General features: G+C 73.0%; 14 protein-coding genes. 8 read left to right on the top strand and 6 right to left on the bottom strand.

The genetic code is table 11. The features are described from left to right. Positions 1–4: 4 nt before the first annotated feature. Together ACFVU9_RS19740 and ACFVU9_RS19735 are read left to right on the top strand one after the other, a co-directional pair. Positions 5–2,395 (top strand): FtsX-like permease family protein, encoded by a 2,391-nt coding sequence (locus ACFVU9_RS19740; RefSeq protein WP_387594826.1) that lies wholly within the window; start codon positions 5–7, stop codon positions 2,393–2,395. Positions 2,396–2,442: 47 nt separating this feature from the next. Next, entirely contained in the window at positions 2,443–2,877 is a 435-nt protein-coding gene (locus tag ACFVU9_RS19735; protein ID WP_387594823.1) for a tetratricopeptide repeat protein, read from the top strand. 14 nt (positions 2,878–2,891) lie between these two features. On the opposite strand, the gene ACFVU9_RS19730 is transcribed toward ACFVU9_RS19735, so the two are convergent. The 3 genes from ACFVU9_RS19730 to ACFVU9_RS19720 all read right to left on the bottom strand — a co-directional run bounded on the left by ACFVU9_RS19730 (position 2,892) and on the right by ACFVU9_RS19720 (position 5,565). Continuing rightward, on the bottom strand, positions 2,892–4,124 hold the full coding sequence (locus ACFVU9_RS19730; protein WP_387594820.1) for an epoxide hydrolase family protein: 1,233 nt from the start codon (positions 4,122–4,124) through the stop codon (positions 2,892–2,894). A gap of 34 nt (positions 4,125–4,158) precedes the next feature. Next, positions 4,159–5,079, bottom strand: a complete 921-nt coding sequence (locus ACFVU9_RS19725) for a hypothetical protein (protein WP_387594817.1) — start codon at positions 5,077–5,079, stop codon at positions 4,159–4,161. A gap of 81 nt (positions 5,080–5,160) precedes the next feature. After that, positions 5,161–5,565: a VOC family protein gene (locus tag ACFVU9_RS19720; protein ID WP_387594814.1), complete on the bottom strand. Its 405-nt coding sequence runs from the start codon at positions 5,563–5,565 to the stop codon at positions 5,161–5,163. A gap of 114 nt (positions 5,566–5,679) precedes the next feature. Here ACFVU9_RS19720 and ACFVU9_RS19715 point away from each other — a divergent pair, with 114 nt between their 5' ends. Then, a complete protein-coding gene (locus tag ACFVU9_RS19715) occupies positions 5,680–6,657 on the top strand; it encodes a helix-turn-helix transcriptional regulator (protein ID WP_380446603.1) in 978 nt (325 codons plus the stop codon). A 63-nt stretch (positions 6,658–6,720) separates the two neighbouring features. Here ACFVU9_RS19715 and ACFVU9_RS19710 read toward each other — a convergent pair whose 3' ends face one another. After that, positions 6,721–7,017, bottom strand: coding sequence for a winged helix-turn-helix transcriptional regulator (locus tag ACFVU9_RS19710; protein ID WP_387594956.1), 297 nt, complete (start codon positions 7,015–7,017; stop codon positions 6,721–6,723). Between the two features lie 139 nt (positions 7,018–7,156). Here ACFVU9_RS19710 and ACFVU9_RS19705 point away from each other — a divergent pair, with 139 nt between their 5' ends. Together ACFVU9_RS19705 and nadC are read left to right on the top strand one after the other, a co-directional pair. Further along, entirely contained in the window at positions 7,157–8,878 is a 1,722-nt protein-coding gene (locus tag ACFVU9_RS19705; protein ID WP_387594812.1) for an L-aspartate oxidase, read from the top strand. A gap of 2 nt (positions 8,879–8,880) precedes the next feature. Then, positions 8,881–9,885 carry a carboxylating nicotinate-nucleotide diphosphorylase gene (gene nadC, locus ACFVU9_RS19700; protein WP_387594809.1) on the top strand — a complete coding sequence of 335 codons (1,005 nt, stop codon included), beginning with the start codon at positions 8,881–8,883 and terminating at the stop codon, positions 9,883–9,885. Between the two features lie 79 nt (positions 9,886–9,964). Here the strand turns inward: nadC and ACFVU9_RS19695 are convergent, their stop codons facing one another. Continuing rightward, positions 9,965–11,437 (bottom strand): purine-cytosine permease family protein, encoded by a 1,473-nt coding sequence (locus ACFVU9_RS19695; protein ID WP_380500333.1) that lies wholly within the window; start codon positions 11,435–11,437, stop codon positions 9,965–9,967. Between the two features lie 285 nt (positions 11,438–11,722). Between ACFVU9_RS19695 and ACFVU9_RS19690 the strand changes: the two genes are divergently transcribed. From ACFVU9_RS19690 to ACFVU9_RS19680, 3 genes are all read left to right on the top strand, one after another. After that, the gene (locus ACFVU9_RS19690; RefSeq protein ID WP_387594953.1) at positions 11,723–12,949 is read left to right on the top strand and encodes a YhgE/Pip domain-containing protein; all 1,227 of its coding nucleotides are present in this window, start codon (positions 11,723–11,725) and stop codon (positions 12,947–12,949) included. 122 nt (positions 12,950–13,071) lie between these two features. Continuing rightward, positions 13,072–13,632, top strand: coding sequence for a hypothetical protein (locus ACFVU9_RS19685; RefSeq protein ID WP_387594806.1), 561 nt, complete (start codon positions 13,072–13,074; stop codon positions 13,630–13,632). Positions 13,633–13,821: 189 nt separating this feature from the next. Further along, the gene (locus tag ACFVU9_RS19680) at positions 13,822–14,829 is read left to right on the top strand and encodes a S41 family peptidase (RefSeq protein WP_387594804.1); all 1,008 of its coding nucleotides are present in this window, start codon (positions 13,822–13,824) and stop codon (positions 14,827–14,829) included. A gap of 18 nt (positions 14,830–14,847) precedes the next feature. On the opposite strand, the gene ACFVU9_RS19675 is transcribed toward ACFVU9_RS19680, so the two are convergent. Then, the gene (locus ACFVU9_RS19675; RefSeq protein ID WP_387594801.1) at positions 14,848–14,985 is read right to left on the bottom strand and encodes a hypothetical protein; all 138 of its coding nucleotides are present in this window, start codon (positions 14,983–14,985) and stop codon (positions 14,848–14,850) included. Positions 14,986–15,114: the final 129 nt, after the last annotated feature.

The following is a 15,114-nucleotide window of genomic DNA, read 5'->3' as shown; positions in this document are numbered from 1 at the left end:
GCCGGTGCGCGCCCTCCTCCGCTGGATCCGCGCCGACCTGCGCTCGCACCGCGTCCACGCCCTGCTCGTCGTCCTCGCCACCGGCGGCACCGCCGCGGCCCTCCTGCTCGCCGGAGCCCTGCTCGGCGCCGCCGCCGACCCGTGGCAGCGCCAGTTCCAGGCCGCCGGATCGCCCGACGTCCGTCTCGACTTGCGGCCGTCCGCGACCGCCCGGGCCGCCGGGGCCGAGAGCGCCCAGGCCGGGGGCGACGAACCGTCCGCCGCCCTGCTCGCGCGCGAACCCGGCGTCGTCGCCGTCTCACCGCCCCAGCACACGGCCGAGACCACCCTCGTCGGCCGCCGCCCCGACGGCGCCGCCACCGCGGGCCCCACCGACCGCACCACGCTCGTGCTGCGCGGCGACACCCCGGACGCGCCCCGCCCGCTGCTGCGCTCCGGCAGCTGGCTCGACCCGTCCGACAGCCACGGCATCGTGCTCGAACAGTCCGCGGCCGACGCCGCCTGGGCCCGCCCCGGGGACCGCCTGACCGTCCTCGACGGCCACGGCGGCCCGGTCGAACTGCGCGTCCTCGGCATCGCCGACAGCCCCGACCAACTGCCCAGCCAGGCCGCCGGCTACGACCTCGGCTGGACCCTGCCCGCCACCCTCGACCTCGTCCAGCCGGACCGGGCGGCCCAGGGCCTCACCCTCGGACTGCGCCTCGCCCACCCCTCCGACGCCGCCTACACCGCCCAGCGGGCGGTCAGCCTCCTCGGCGCCGACCGGGTCTCCCGGATCACCACCTGGCTCGACGCCCGCGACGCGCGGCAGCAGGACGACCGGCTCGCCGGCCTCCTGCTCGGGCTCTGCGGCCTGGCCGCGCTGCTCTCCGCCGCCCTCGCGGTGGCCGGCGCGGCCGGCGGCCGGATCCGCACCAGGACCGGCGACATCGCCCTGCTCAAGGCGCTCGGCTTCACCGCCGGCCAGGTCGCCTGGATGTTCATCGCCGAACAATTGCTCCTGGCCGGCACCGGCGTCCTGCTCGGCGCGGGCGGCGCCGCGATCGCCGCGCGCGCCGTCCCGGCCCTCGGCGGCGGGACGGACGTCCTCCACCGGCTCGTCCCCGGCGGCACCGCCGCCACCATCGGCGTCATGGCCGCCGCGCTCGTCGCCGTCGGTGCCGCCGCCGCCCTGCCCGCCCTGCGCGCCGCCCGGGTCGCCCCCGTCCCGCCGACCGACGGCACCCGACCGCCCGCCATGACGGCTCGCCCGGTCCGCCTCGGCCCGCTGCGGCGGCTGCCGCCCGCCCTCGTCCTCGGCCTCGGCGGCGTGCTGCGCCGGCGCTCCGGCCTGGTCGTCAGCGCCGTCCGGCTCACCGTCCCGGTCGTCGCCGCCACCCTGGCCCTGAGCACCTGGGCCACGCTCGACGCCGTCACCCGGCCCGACGGCGGCGTCACCGCCCCGTCCGTCACGGCCCGCCGGGCCAGCCCCGAACGCACGCCGGACGACGCCGCCATCGCCGCCGCCCTGGCCGCCGACCCCGCCGTCCGCGGCGCCTACCCCGGCAGCGAGATGCAGGCCCTCGCGCCCGGCCAGTCCGCGACGCTCACCCTGCGCGCCGTCGGCACCACCGACGCGCCCTACCCGTACACCGTCGTCGAGGGCCGGGCGATCCGCGCGACCGACGAGGCCGTCGCCGGCCAGGGCGCCCTCGACCTGCTCGGCGCCAAGGTCGGCCAGTGGGTGCGCGTCACCACCGGCGGCACCCCGCGCATCCTGCACGTCGTCGGGCGCGACCTCGAACCCGAGCACGGCGGCCGCGTCCTCTCCACCGGCTTCGACACCCTCGACCGGCCCGGCGACCCCACCCGCCCCGACTTCTGGCAGCTCGCGCTGCGCCCCGGCCACGACCCGGCCGAGGTCCAGCGCGACCTCCCCGCCCGCGCCGGACTCGCCGGGCAGGTCGAGCTGCGCCTCCCGGCTGGCCCCGTCACCCGACCCGGCGCGCTGCGGGCCAGCGTGGTCGGGCTGCTGCTCCTGCTCGCCCTCATCTGCCTGGTGGAACTGCTCACCACGGCCGCGGCGGGCTTCCACGAGCGGCGCCGCGACCTCGGCCTGCTGCGGGCGCTCGGCCTGACCCCGGGCCAGTCCGCCGTCGTGCTGGCCGTTCGCGGCACGGCCATCGCCCTGCCCACGGTCGCCGCCGGGGCGGCCGCCGGCATCCCGTTCGTCCGGTGGCTGATCGACCGCCAGGGCGAGCTGGGCGGCATCGGCGCGGGCATCGCGCGGGCCCCGTCGCTCTGGACGGTCCTCGCCCTGGCCGCCCTCGGTGCCGCGACGGCGGCCGTCCTCTCCGCCCTCCCGGTCGTGCGTGCCCGCCCGTCCACCCGGACCCCGGACGTCCCCGGCACATAGCTCAGGGGAGGATGGGCACCGCGTGTGAGTCTTGAGAGGGGACAACGGTGCAACTGCCCGCCGACGTCGGCGCCGAGATTGACGACCTGTGCCGGGAGGGCGACGCCGTCGCCGGGATGGGCGAGCTCGACGAAGCCAAGCAGCGCTACCTCGAAGCGCTGCGGCTGTTGCCCGGCGATCCCCGGCAGTGGGCGGCCTCGACCTGGATCTACGTCGCGATCGGGGACGTCCACTTCCGGACCAGGGTGTACGACAAGTCGCACAAGTGCTTCCACAACGCCGTCCAGTGCCCCGGAGGACTCGGAAACCCGTACGTCCACCTCCGCCTGGGCCAGACCGCGTTCGAGCTGGGCGACCACGACCGGGCTGCGGACGAGCTGACCAGGGCGTACATGGGCGGCGGGCCGGAGATCTTCGCGGAGGACGCCCCCGAGTACCTCGCGTTCCTGCGGACGCGCGCCGACCTGAACGACGGCACCTGAGCCCGCCGGGGCGTTCAGGGCCGGCGGCCGCGGAACGTCCGGCGCAGGTCGTCCACCCAGGCGTCCGGGTTCTCCCAGGGGATGAAGTGGCCGCCGTGGTCATGGGCGTTGACGTTGACGTGGTTGAACCAGGCGGCCTGCGGGCCGGTTTCGAACGCCCGGACGCGCTCGTCCGCGGTGTGGACGCCCGGCGGGTTCTCGTACGTGACGAAGGTGAGGCCGACCGGGGCCTCCACAGCCGGGGCGCGGTCGTGGGCGGGGGACCACGGGTAGCGGTTGGCGTTGGCGTAGTAACGCATCGACGTGGCGATGGAGTTGTTCACCCAGAAGATCGTGGCGTGCGTGAGCAGGTCGTCCCTGCTGAAGACGGACTCGACGTCGCCGCCGTTGTCGCTCCAGGCGTTCCACCGCTCCAGCAGCCAGGCGAGCAGCCCGGCGGGCGAGTCGCTCAGCCCGTGGGCCAGGGTGGCACCGTCGAGCACGTGCACGGCGAGGTGCGACGCCCAGCGGTGGTCCTGCTCGACGATGCGCGCGCGGACGTGGGCGGGCTGGTCGTCGGTGAGGGGCCGGTTCCGGGCGAAGTCCCAGGCGCGGGGACCGTTGAAGAAGTCGAGCGGCAGGCCGGAGCCGATGTGGATGCCGTACAGCTCGTCGGCGTACTTGTGGCCGAGCTGGCTGGAGACGAGCGCGCCGATGTCGCAGCCCCCGGCGGCGTACCTCCCGTACCCCAGGGTCCCGGTCATCAGGGTGTGCCAGAGGTCGGCGACCTTCCAGAAGTTGACGTCCGGAAAGCCGGTGAGCGGCCCGGGGAAGCCGAAGCCGGGCAGGGACGGCACGATGACGTCGAACGCGTCGGCCGGGTCCCCGCCGAAGGCCGCCGGGTCGGCGAGCGGCCCGATCACCTTCGACCAGTGCCAGAACGTCCACGGCCAGCCGTGGGTGAGGATCAGCGGGACCGGGCGCGGGCCGCGGCCGGCCTCGCGCAGGAAGTGCACCGGGACGCCGGAGACCTTCACCACGTAGTGCTCGTGGACGTTGATCGCGGCCTCGGCCTTGCGCCAGTCGTAACCGTCCCGCCAGTGGGCGACCAACTCGCGGAGGTAGCCGGCCGGGACGCCGTAGGACCAGTCCTCGTTGCCCTCGTCCGCCGGCGGCCGGGTCGAGGCGAGACGGGCGCGGAGGTCGGCGAGGACCTCGTCGGGCACGTGGATCGGGGTGGGCTCCAGCGGGAAGGCGGGCGTGGTCATGGCGTGGCTCCTTCCGGGGTGGGCAGGGCCGACGCTACCGCGTTCCCGCCGGGCCGCGCGGTTCTCGCGGGGGGCGAGGCGGCAACGGCCCGCGGAAGCCGACCCGGTGACGGTACCTCAGCCGCACCAGTTCGATCACCGCGGTGACCGTCACCGCGACCGGCCCGGCCAGCAGTCCGGCCACCGAGGCCGCGTCGTGCGTCGACGTGTGCTTGGTGTCGACCAGGGTGACGTGCCCGAGCAGGGTGAGCCAGACCAGCAGCGCCGCGACCAACGGCCGCACCAGCGGGTGACCGCCCACGGCGAAGGAGTTGCGGTGCATCAGGTACACCGACGGGAGGGTGAACGCCGGCAGCCAGATCGCCACCAGCAGGTTCAGCCCGACCGTGTTGCCGATGTACGCGTTGGCATCGGACTTCATCATCACCAGGAACGCCGCGAACGTGGCCACACCGGTGAACACCGGCCGGGCCACCAGGCGCGCCACCCGCCGCCTGGTGCCGCTCCGGGCCAGCAGCACCAGCGGCACACAGGCGAGCAGCAGCGCGGCCGGCCCGCTGAGCAGCATCACGATGCTGTCCCCGAACGAGTCGAGGAACAGCTCGTTGGCGGAGGCGCCGTTCGCCACCCGCACGACGAAGAGGACCAGGCCGAGACCGAGCAGCGCCCGGGCCAGCATGAGCCGCTCCACCAGCGGGTCGAGCGTCTGCGCCACCAGCTGCGTGACCACCGGCTGCAGCATCGGATCCAGCAGCTCCGCCCCCGCCAGCGACGCGACCCCGGAGGCCGACATCCGCATCATCCGGTAGGGCCCGTACAACCGGCTCGCCAGCCGCCAGGGCAGCACCACGTCGAGCACCCAGTCCCGCGGTGGCCGCCGCGGCACCGGCGGCTGCCAGTAGGGCGGCCGCTCGTACCCGGCCGCGAGGCCGCCCGGCGGCACGGACGTGGTCATGGACGGCCCCCCGTGGTCGTCGGAACGCTTCGCACGTCGAAGCGCTGAAACCGTGCCAGCTCACGGGGGCGGTGCGCAATCCTATTTGCCGTCCTTTCGCCGTGCGATGGCGGCGGGGGTGACGGGGGTGAAGAAGTTGACGAGGTTCCCGTCGGGGTCGCGGAGCAGCAGCGACCGGTTGCCCCACGGCATGGTGGTGGGCCCGGCGACGAAGTCGGTGACGAAGGAGGTCAGCTTCTCGTGGACGAGGTCCACGTCGTCGACCAGGAACTCGGTGATGACACTGTCGTTGGCCGCCGGCCGGGCGGAGCCCGGGGCGAACAGCGGGACGGTGCGGGTGCCGGCGATCGCGAGGGTCGCGCCCCCGACGGCGATCTCGGCGAAGTCCTCGGTGGCCCACGCCGCCCGGGCCCCGGTGGCCAGCTCGTAGAAGTCGACGAGGCGCGCGACGTCGGCGGTGATGATGCGGATCGAGACGAATTCCATGGCGGGCTCCTCGGCCGTTCGGAAGGTGTGCACGAGGCGTGCACGGGTTTGTACGTCGCAGGCTAGGAGAAATAGGGGACAGAATCGGTCCACTATTCGCGTTAGGCTGCGAACATGCCCCGACCTACCGGCCGCGTCCTCACGCTCCTGGAGCTGCTGCAGTCGGGCGGCACCCGCACCGTGGCCGAACTCGCCGAGCGGCTCGGCGTCCAGGGGCGCACCGTGCGGCGGTACGTGGACCAGCTGATCGACCTGGACGTGCCCGTGGAATCGGTGCGCGGCCGCTACGGCGGGTACCGGCTCGCCCCCGGCTACCGCCTGCCTCCGCTGATGCTCAACGACGACGAGGCACTGGCCGTGCTGCTCGGCCTGGTCGCCGGCCGTCGAACGGGCCTGGCGGCGGCGGAGCGCACGGCGGGCGAGACGGCGGCGGCGAAGATCCGGCGGGTGCTGCCGAAGCACGTCGCCCGCCGGCTCGACACGCTCATGGAAGCCCTCGCCTTCACGGACCGGCCCGGTGAGTTCGAGACCCCGGACGCCGAGGTCCTGCTCACCGTCGCCGACGCCGTGCGCCACCGCCGCCCGCTCTCGATCCGCTACACCGACCGCGACGGGCGCCGCAGCGACCGCACGCTCCACGCGTACGGGATCGTCGCTCACGCGGGCCGTTGGTACGTCACCGGTCAGGACGCCCGGCTCGGCGAGGGCCGTACCTTCCGGCTCGACCGCATCGCGGACGCCAGGCCCCTGCCCGGCTCGTTCGAGGCGCCCGAGGGCCCCGATCCGGCCCAGCGGGTGCTGTCGGCCTTCGCCACGGCCGACTACCGGCACGAGGTGACCGTACGGATCCACGGAACGGTCGAGCAGATCCGCGCTCACCTCCCCGCCGCCGTCGCGATCCTGGAGGAGGAGGGGGAGGAGGAGACGGCCGAGTGCTGGCGCCGTGTCGAGCTGCGGGTGGAGCGCCTCGACTGGCTCCCGGCGGTCCTCGCCGCCCTCGACCGCCCCTTCGTCATCGACCGCCCCGCCGAACTGCGCGACCTCGTCCTCGCCCTGGCCGACCGCCTCACGTCCCACGCCCGCCGAGCCTGAGCGCCCGCCCCGGTCGGGTGGGTTCGCCGTGGCTGCGGTGCACGAAGCCTGCCGGGACGGCCTTCATGCCCCCGCAGGACCCTGATCGTCCTGCTCTTGCGCCTGCGCCCAGGTGGCCGCCCATTCGCCGAGCGGCCGGAGAGCGTCGCCGAGCTCCGTCCCCAGCCGAGTGAGCTCGTAGCCATCGGCCGAGGGGGCGATGATCCCGCCTGACGAGAGTTCGCGAAGTCGCTGGTAGAGGACGCTGGACGACATGCCTGCGCACCGTGCCAGCAGCGCCCGCGCACCGAGCGGACCGGCCCGCAGCTCCCAGATGATGCGCAGCGCCCACCGACGGCCGAAGAGGTCCATCGCGGCCATGATCGGACGGCCGGTCGTCGATCCACGAACCGGTGTTCCTGGGCGCGGTGTCGGCATGGTCCTCCTTGTGTTTCGTTATCAGAAACACTAGCATCCACCGCGTGTTTCTGATTTAGAAACAATCTCGAGGGGGCACCGAATGACCGCAACAGGAACCGGAACACCGACCGCGACCGGCATACGCCTGCACGCACCGGCCCCGGGCTGGTCGATCGACGCGGACGTCGTGGTCGTCGGCTCCGGCGTGGCGGGCCTCACCGCCGCCCTCCGCTGCACGGCAGCCGGCCTGCGCACCGTCGTCGTCACCAAGGCCCGCCTGGACGACGGCTCCACCCGCTGGGCCCAGGGCGGCATCGCGGCCGCGCTCGGCGAGGGCGACTCCCCTCAGCAGCACCTGGCCGACACGCTGGTCGCGGGGGCCGGACTCTGCGACGAGAGCGCGGTCCGCGCCCTGGTCACCGAGGGTCCCGACGCGGTACGCCGCCTCATCGCCGCCGGCGCCCACTTCGACACCTCGCCCGAGGGCGACCTCCAGCTCACCCGTGAGGGCGGCCACCATCGCCGCCGCATCGTCCACGCGGGCGGCGACGCCTCGGGCGCGGAGGTCTCCCGTGCCCTGGTCGAAGCGGTCCGTGCCGCAGTGGTCCGGACGATCGAGAACGCCCTGGTCCTGGACCTGCTGACGGACGCCGAAGGCCGTACGGCCGGCGTCACCCTGCACGTCATGGGCGAGGGCCGGCACGACGGCGTCGGCGCGGTCCGCGCCCCGGCCGTCGTCCTCGCGACGGGCGGCATCGGCCAGGTCTACTCCGCGACGACCAACCCCTCGGTCTCCACCGGAGACGGCGTGGCACTCGCCCTGCGCGCCGGAGCCGACATCGCCGACCTCGAATTCGTCCAGTTCCACCCCACGGTCCTCTACCTGGGGCCGGGCGCGGGGGGCCAGCAGCCCCTGGTGTCCGAGGCGGTACGGGGTGAGGGCGCCCACCTGGTCGACGCAACGGGCACCCGGTTCATGCTCGGGCAGCACGAACTGGCCGAACTGGCGCCCCGCGACATCGTCGCCATGGGCATCACGCGCCAGATGCAGCTCCACGGCACCGAGCACGTGTACCTGGACGCCCGTCACTTCGGCGCGGAGATGTGGGAGAGCCGCTTCCCCACGATCCTCGCCGTCTGCCGCAGCCACGGCATCGACCCGGTCACGGAGCCGATTCCCGTCTTTCCCGCCGCCCACCACGCCTCGGGTGGCATACGGACCGACCTGCGCGGCCGCACCACGGTCCCCGGCCTCTACGCCTGCGGCGAGGTCGCGTGCACCGGGGTCCACGGCGCCAACCGCCTCGCCTCCAACTCCCTCCTTGAGGGCCTGGTCTTCGCGGAACGCATCGCGGAGGACATCACGGCGACCGCGCGCGAGCACACCGACCCGGTGTTCCCCGAGGGCACCACGCTCCCGCTCCTGGCCCCCGAGACCCGCCTCGCGATCCAGCGGATCATGACGAGGGGCGCCGGAGTGATCCGCTCCGCGGCGAGCCTCGCCGAGGCGGCCGCGCACCTCGAAGCGATCAGGGCGGACGCGGACGCCGAGGCCCCCGACGGCCGCGAGCCGGCCGTCCCCGGCGTCGAGGCCTGGGAGGCGACGAACCTCCTGTGCGTGGCCCGCGCCCTGGTCGCCGCGGCCCGACTCCGCGAGGAAACCCGCGGCTGCCACTGGCGCGAGGACCACCCGGATCGCGAAGACGCCGACTGGCGCCGCCACTTGGTCGTCCGGCTGCAGTCGGACCGCTCGCTCGCGGTCCACACCACGGACACCACGGAATTCCCCCCTACCGTTCCTCCCCTTCTCCAGGAGGTATGACCGTGAGCACCTTTGACCTTCCCCTCCTCCCGGCCGACGGCCGCAGCGACGACTGCGGTGAGGCGGGCGGCCTTGACCCCGTCCTCGCCCGGCTCCTCAAGGACGCGGGCCTGGACCCGGTCGAGGTCGAGGACATCGCGCGCACGGCACTCGCGGAGGACCTGGCCCGGGGCGTGGACGTCACCACGCTCGCGACGGTCCCCGAAGAGGCCGTGGCGACAGGCGACTTCACCGCGCGCGAGGCGGGCACCGTCGCCGGGATCCACATCGCCGAAGCAGTGCTCTCGGTGGTCTGCGCGGACACCTTCGAGGTCGAGCGCCACGTCGAGGACGGCGACCGCGTCGAGGCGGGCCGGAAACTCCTCTCGGTCACCGCCCGCACCCGCGACCTGCTCACCGCCGAGCGCAGCGCCCTCAACCTCCTCTGCCGCCTCTCGGGCATCGCAACGGCCACCAGCGCCTGGGCTGACGCACTCGACGGCACCAGGGCCAAGGTCCGCGACACCCGCAAGACGACCCCGGGCCTGCGCTCCCTGGAGAAGTACGCGGTCCGCTGCGGCGGCGGCGTCAACCACCGCATGTCCCTCTCGGACGCGGCCCTGGTCAAGGACAACCACGTGGTGGCGGCGGGAGGCGTGGCCGAGGCCTTCACGCTCGTCCGCGAAAGCTTTCCCGGCCTCGCGATCGAGGTGGAGGTCGACACCCTCACCCAGCTCGCCGAAGTCCTGGAGGCCGGCGCGGACTTGATCCTCCTGGACAACTTCACCCCGGCGGAGACGGCCGAGGCGGTGGCCCTGGTCGACGGCCGGGCGATACTGGAGTCCTCCGGCCGCCTGACCCTCGACACGGTCCGCGCGTACGCCGAGGCGGGTGTCGACTACCTCTCGGTCGGAGCCCTGACGCACTCCTCGCCGATCCTCGACATCGGCCTGGACCTCCGACACGACCGGAAGCACCGGCTCGTACGCACGAGTACCACCGCACGTTCGGCTCCGGGTCGTACCTGAGCGGGGGAAAGCCGGACCGCCCGGGCGCCGGCTCGGGGGAGTCGGTGCCCGGGCGGTCCGGGGGTGTTCTGGAGTGCGGTCAGGCGGTGACCTTCTCGGGCTGCTCCGCCTGGATGTCGGCGGGCTGCCCGGCGGGGGTGTTCTCCCGGGGCTCGGGGAGCACGGCCATGATCACGGCGGAGATCACGATGGTCGCCGCCCAGGCGAGCCCGTACTTGCCGACCGGGGTGCCGGAGAGCGGGCCGGCGAACCAGTCGCACTTGGTGAAGGCGAGCCCGAAGAGCAGTGCGAGCACCCAGGACACCATCGCCTGCCAGCAGAAGCCGCCCGCGTACCAGTAGCGGCTGTTCCTGCTGGTGTCCATCAGCGCGGCGGCGTCGTAGCGCACCGCGCGCGACCGGCGGCGGTACATGTCCACCGCGTAGACGCCGATCCAGGCCGAGAAGGAGACGGCGAGCAGGATCAGGAAGGTGATGAAGGAGCCCAGGAAGCTCTTGGCGACCAGCATCAGCAGCAGGCCGCCGACCAGCGAGATCACGGCGTTGATGCTGACGGCCAGGGCGCGCGGGAGCTTGACGCCCATGGTCTGCGCGGTGAAGCCGGCCGAGTACATGGAGAGGCTGTTGATCAGCAGCATGCCCACGATCGCGGTGAGCAGGTAGGGCACGGCCAGCCAGGTCGGCAGCAGGTCGCCGAGGAAGGAGACCGGGTCCGCGGCCTCGGCCAGGCCGGGGGAGGCCACCGCCATGACGGCGCCCATCAGCACCATCGGCACCATGACCAGGCCGGCGCCGGAGACCGTCACGCCGACGATCTTCTTGCCGGACGCGGCGTGCGGCAGGTAGCGGGCGAAGTCGGGACCGGTCGGGACCCAGCTGATGCCGCCGGCGGCGATGGTTCCGATGCCGGCAACCATCATCGCGGTGGTGCCCGCGGGCTTGGCGAAGACCTCGCTCCACTTCATGGTCGCGATCAGGTAGCCCAGCACCAGGACGCTGAAGAGGCCGAAGAGGTACGTCGACCAGGTGTTGCAGACGTTCAGCGCCTTGCGGCCCATGCCGGAGACCAGGAAGGTGCAGGCGACGAAGGCGAACAGCGTGATCACGATCAGCGCGGTGTTGCTCTTGACGCCGAACATCAGGTCGAGGACGGTCAGCACGGCGTAGGCGCCGGTGACGGCGTTGATCGTCTCCCAGCCGAACCGGGCGATCCAGAGGATCGCGCCGGGGAAGAGGTTGCCGCGCACCCCGAAGGTGGCCCGCGAGAGGGTCGCGCCCGGCGCCCCGCCCCACTTGCCGGAGACCGACAGCACGCCGACCATGCCGAAGGAGGCGAGCGCGGCGCACGCCGCGACGATCAGGACCTGCCAGAAGTTCAGCTGGTTGAACACGACCAGGGCGGCACCCATGGTGAGCAGCAGGACGCTGATGTTCGCCGCGACCCAGGTCGGGAAGAGCTCCCGGACTCTGCCCCCGCGCTCGTGGTCGGGGACGGGTTCGATACCGCGGGTCTCTATCGCGCCGTCGACGTCGACGGTGGACAGGTTGTCCATGAGGGTGGCTCCGTGCGTGTGAAGCGGGAGATGAATCAGGCAAATGCAACATCTATGGAACTCTTCGCGCGTAGCGCGGGAGTTGGGTCATCATACGATGTTCTAGATGTGACCTGATTGATGCGGTTGCTTGCTGGTGATCAGCCGACCGCGGACCATCGCCGTCGTGTCGCGCCGCCGAACCGGTGCGGCGGCGATCTAGCGTGGTCCACCGTGCCCTCCCCGAACGCCCCGTCCCACGGCGCCCGCCCGCAGGTGCGCGTCGGCGCCCTGCTGCGACGGCCGATGCTGTGGCTGGTCCCGTCCGTGCTCGCGGCGCTGGTCGCGCTGGGGCTGTCGCTGCTCTACATGGGCAGCATCCTCGATCCGAATGGCAACCTGCACCGCCTGCCGGTCGCCGTGGTGAACGCGGACACCGGCGCGCCGCTGCCCGGGCAGCAGCAGAACCTCGGGGCGCAGGTGACAGGGGCGGTCGTCGCGGCCTCGCCCGCGGGCTCGGTGGAGTGGCGGCAGGTCGGGCGGGCCGAGGCGCAGGACCAGTTGGCCTCCGGCAAGGTCTACGGCGTGCTGGTGATCCCGGAGGACTTCACGGCCTCGGTCGGGGCGCTGACCACGTCGGGTGCGACGTCGCGGCCCACCATCACCGTGCTGACCAACCCGGGCGTGGGCAGCCTCGGCTCCTCGCTCGCGTCCCAGATCAACCAGAACGCCGCCCACCAGGCCTCGCTGACCATCGGGAAACAGCTGGCCGCGACCGGGGCCGACGCGACCACTCGGCTGCTGCTGGCCGATCCCGTCACGGTGGTGGTGCAGGTCGGCCACCCGATCGGGAGGCACAGCGGCCTCGGACTGAGCGCGTTCTACTACACGCTGCTGCTGGTGCTCGCCGGGTTCATCGGCGGAAACCTGGTCCACAACGGCGTCGACACCGCCCTCGGCTACGCGGACAGCGAGATCGGCCCCTGGCACACCCGCCGGCCCACCGTCCCGATCGACCGGACCCGGACGCTGGTGCTGAAGATGGTGATGACCGCCGGGATCTCGGTGCTGACCACGTCGATGGTCATGGTGGCCTGCGTCGTCGTGCTCGGCATGGACGCCTCGCACATCCCGCTGCTGTGGATCTTCTCCTACTGCGCCTGCCTCGCCGTCGGCCTCGGCGTCCAGGCCATCAACGCGGCGTTCGGCAGCATCGGGCAACTGGTGTCGATGTTCGTCTTCATCGCCCTGGCCCTGCCCTCCTCCGGGGCGACCATCCCGCTGGAGGCCACCCCGGCCTTCTACCGCTTCCTGGGCGCCTTCGAACCGATGCGGCAGCTCAGCGCGGGCGTCCGGGCCATCCTCTACTTCGACGCCCGCGCCGACGCCGGGCTGACCCGCGCCTGGATCATGATCGCGGTCGGCTTCGCGGCCGCCCTGGCCTTCGGCTTCGCGATGACGCGCTACTACGACCGCAAGGGCCTCAAGCGCCTCACCCCGCAACCGGTGGAAGCGCCGCCGGCGGAGGCCTGACCGGACCGTCGCCGGTGACGGGTCCGGAAGGAGGGGGCGGGGCGAGCGCCGGCCCGGCTCCCTGGCAGGATGGCCCGGCTCGGTGCCGACCGGTTCGGGCTGCGTGGATCTTGGAGAACCCGATGAGCGACCCCCGGCCCGCCGCCGCTCCCGTGACCGTGGCCACCGACGCGGGCATGCTCGCGCTGTGGAGCCCGGCCGCGTTCTCCGGGGTGGTCGACCATGCGAGCTGGGAGCCGGAGCTGTCGGAGGAGGAGGGCCAGCTCCGGCACATCCGGGCCGGGGCGTTGGTGCCGATCAACATCCGCTCGGACGGCGCCTTCGGCGTCGTGGTCCGGGCCGGCTCCGCAGCCGCGGACGCCCGGCTGACCGAGCGCGAGTCGGCGTACGTCGTCGTGTCCTCGAAGCCGTACCTCCTCCGCTCGCGGGGCGTGGCCTGTCTCAGCGGGATCGAGGCCGTCGCCGGTGAGCCGTGGCCCGACACGGTTCGGCTCGACCTGGCGGACGGCGACCACTCGGTGGTCGTCCACCTGATCGACTGGGAGGCCGAGCCGGGGAGCACCGCCGACGGGAAGCCCTCGGAGAGCGCGCTCGCCGACTTCGTCGTGCTGGTGAACCCGGCCTCGGCCGCCGCCTCCGGGCCGTACCGCGTGGCGACGGACACCTTCGAGCTCGGCGAGTGACCGCCGGGCGGTTCCGGACCGGTTCTAGCCGCAATGCCGTGTAGATAGGGCGTGGGGCCTGTGCGTCGGCCCCTGGACCGGGGGCGGAGCTCCGGCTAGAACCGTGTCGACCAAGACCGAGTTCGACGCTCCCTGAGGATCGCCCTCTGGGAAAGAATCAGCGGACACACGAACCGATCAGGGGAACGCATGAGTTCACGACACCGCTGGGCGATAGCCATCTGGGCCGCAGTACTGCTCGTCGGCTGCGCCTCGACGCCGTCGCCGCAGGAGGGCGCCCGCCTTTCGCCCGAGGCTCGCGACTACCTCACCGAGGCCCTGGACCTCATGCAGCAGCAGTCGCTGCACAGGGCCGAGGTGGACTGGAAGGCCGTCCGCGCCCAGGCCTTCGACCGCGCCGGCGAGGCCCGCACCCCTGCCGAGACATATCCCGCCATCAACGGCGCCCTGGGCGCACTCGGCGACCACCACAGCCACTTCTTTCCACCTGCCGAGGCTGGCGAGGCCGACGGCGGCCCCGACGTCGTCAACGCACCGACGGCGCGCCAACTCCCCAACCGGATCGGCTACCTGGCGCTTCCCTCGGTGAACGGCTCGGACCGCACCTACGCCGAGTACGTTCGGCAAGGTCGCGCTGCGGCCGCCGCGACGGACCGGGCGGGCGCCTGCGGGTGGGTGGTGGACCTGCGCGACGAGACCGGCGGCGGGATGTGGGCGCCGCTCGCGGTGGCGGGGCCGATCCTCGGGGACGGCCCGGTCGGCGGCTTCGTCACCCCGGACGGCAAGCGGGCCGTGTGGTCGATCCGCGGTGGTGTGCCCTACCAGGACGACAGCCCGCAGGCCTCCGCCGAGGGCGTCACCCCGCTCACCGTCCCCAACCCGCCGGTCGCCGTGCTCACCGCCCGGAGGACCGGCAGCGCGGGCGAGGCCGTCACCATTGCGTTCATCGGCCGACCGGTCACCCGAAGCTTCGGCCAGCAGACCTTCGGGGTGCCCACCGGCAATGCCCCGCACCGTCTGTCCGACGGCGCCGTCATCGTTCTCACCGGCGCCGCCGAGACGGACCGCACCGGCCGTGTCCATGACGGCCCGATCCACCCCGACGAGGAGATAGACACCCCTGCCCGTAAGGGCACCGACCCCACCCTGGACGCCGCCACCGCCTGGCTGTCGACCCAACCCGCCTGCAAGAGCTAGCCGCAACGCCGTGTCCAGTCATGGGTCTGGTGTGGTCAGGATGTCGATGCTGATGGTGGCCTTGTAGCTGGTCCGGTCGACGGTGCCTTTGGCGTTGTACTTGGAGATCGCGCGTTTGACGACGCGGGGTCGGGTGCGGATGCGCCGGTCGGGCATGAGGTCGGCCAGGACTCGTCGGCCGATGGTGCCGACTAGGTTCTGTACGGCGGATCTTGTGACCGTCGCATGATCGGCTCGTTGTACTGGTCATGGGGCGGGGAGATCTGAGCAAGGACGAGTGGGACC

Source organism: Kitasatospora sp. NPDC057936 (assembly GCF_042887525.1).
In the GTDB taxonomy this organism is placed as follows: Bacteria; Actinomycetota; Actinomycetes; order Streptomycetales; family Streptomycetaceae; genus Kitasatospora.
This window is presented reverse-complemented; position numbering and strand designations above follow the sequence as displayed.

Excerpts from the sequence above, each read along its gene's own strand:
- ACFVU9_RS19710 (WP_387594956.1), bottom strand. The coding sequence starts at position 7,017 with ATGGCCGCGATGGACCTCTTCGGCCGTCGGTGGGCGCTGCGCATCATC.
- ACFVU9_RS19730 (WP_387594820.1), bottom strand. The coding sequence starts at position 4,124 with ATGACCACGCCCGCCTTCCCGCTGGAGCCCACCCCGATCCACGTGCCC.
- ACFVU9_RS19695 (WP_380500333.1), bottom strand. The coding sequence starts at position 11,437 with ATGGACAACCTGTCCACCGTCGACGTCGACGGCGCGATAGAGACCCGC.
- ACFVU9_RS19675 (WP_387594801.1), bottom strand. The coding sequence starts at position 14,985 with ATGCCCGACCGGCGCATCCGCACCCGACCCCGCGTCGTCAAACGCGCG.
- ACFVU9_RS19685 (WP_387594806.1), top strand. The coding sequence starts at position 13,072 with ATGAGCGACCCCCGGCCCGCCGCCGCTCCCGTGACCGTGGCCACCGAC.
- ACFVU9_RS19725 (WP_387594817.1), bottom strand. The coding sequence starts at position 5,079 with ATGACCACGTCCGTGCCGCCGGGCGGCCTCGCGGCCGGGTACGAGCGG.
- ACFVU9_RS19680 (WP_387594804.1), top strand. The coding sequence starts at position 13,822 with ATGAGTTCACGACACCGCTGGGCGATAGCCATCTGGGCCGCAGTACTG.
- ACFVU9_RS19720 (WP_387594814.1), bottom strand. The coding sequence starts at position 5,565 with ATGGAATTCGTCTCGATCCGCATCATCACCGCCGACGTCGCGCGCCTC.
- ACFVU9_RS19715 (WP_380446603.1), top strand. The coding sequence starts at position 5,680 with ATGCCCCGACCTACCGGCCGCGTCCTCACGCTCCTGGAGCTGCTGCAG.
- ACFVU9_RS19690 (WP_387594953.1), top strand. The coding sequence starts at position 11,723 with ATGCTGTGGCTGGTCCCGTCCGTGCTCGCGGCGCTGGTCGCGCTGGGG.
- ACFVU9_RS19705 (WP_387594812.1), top strand. The coding sequence starts at position 7,157 with ATGACCGCAACAGGAACCGGAACACCGACCGCGACCGGCATACGCCTG.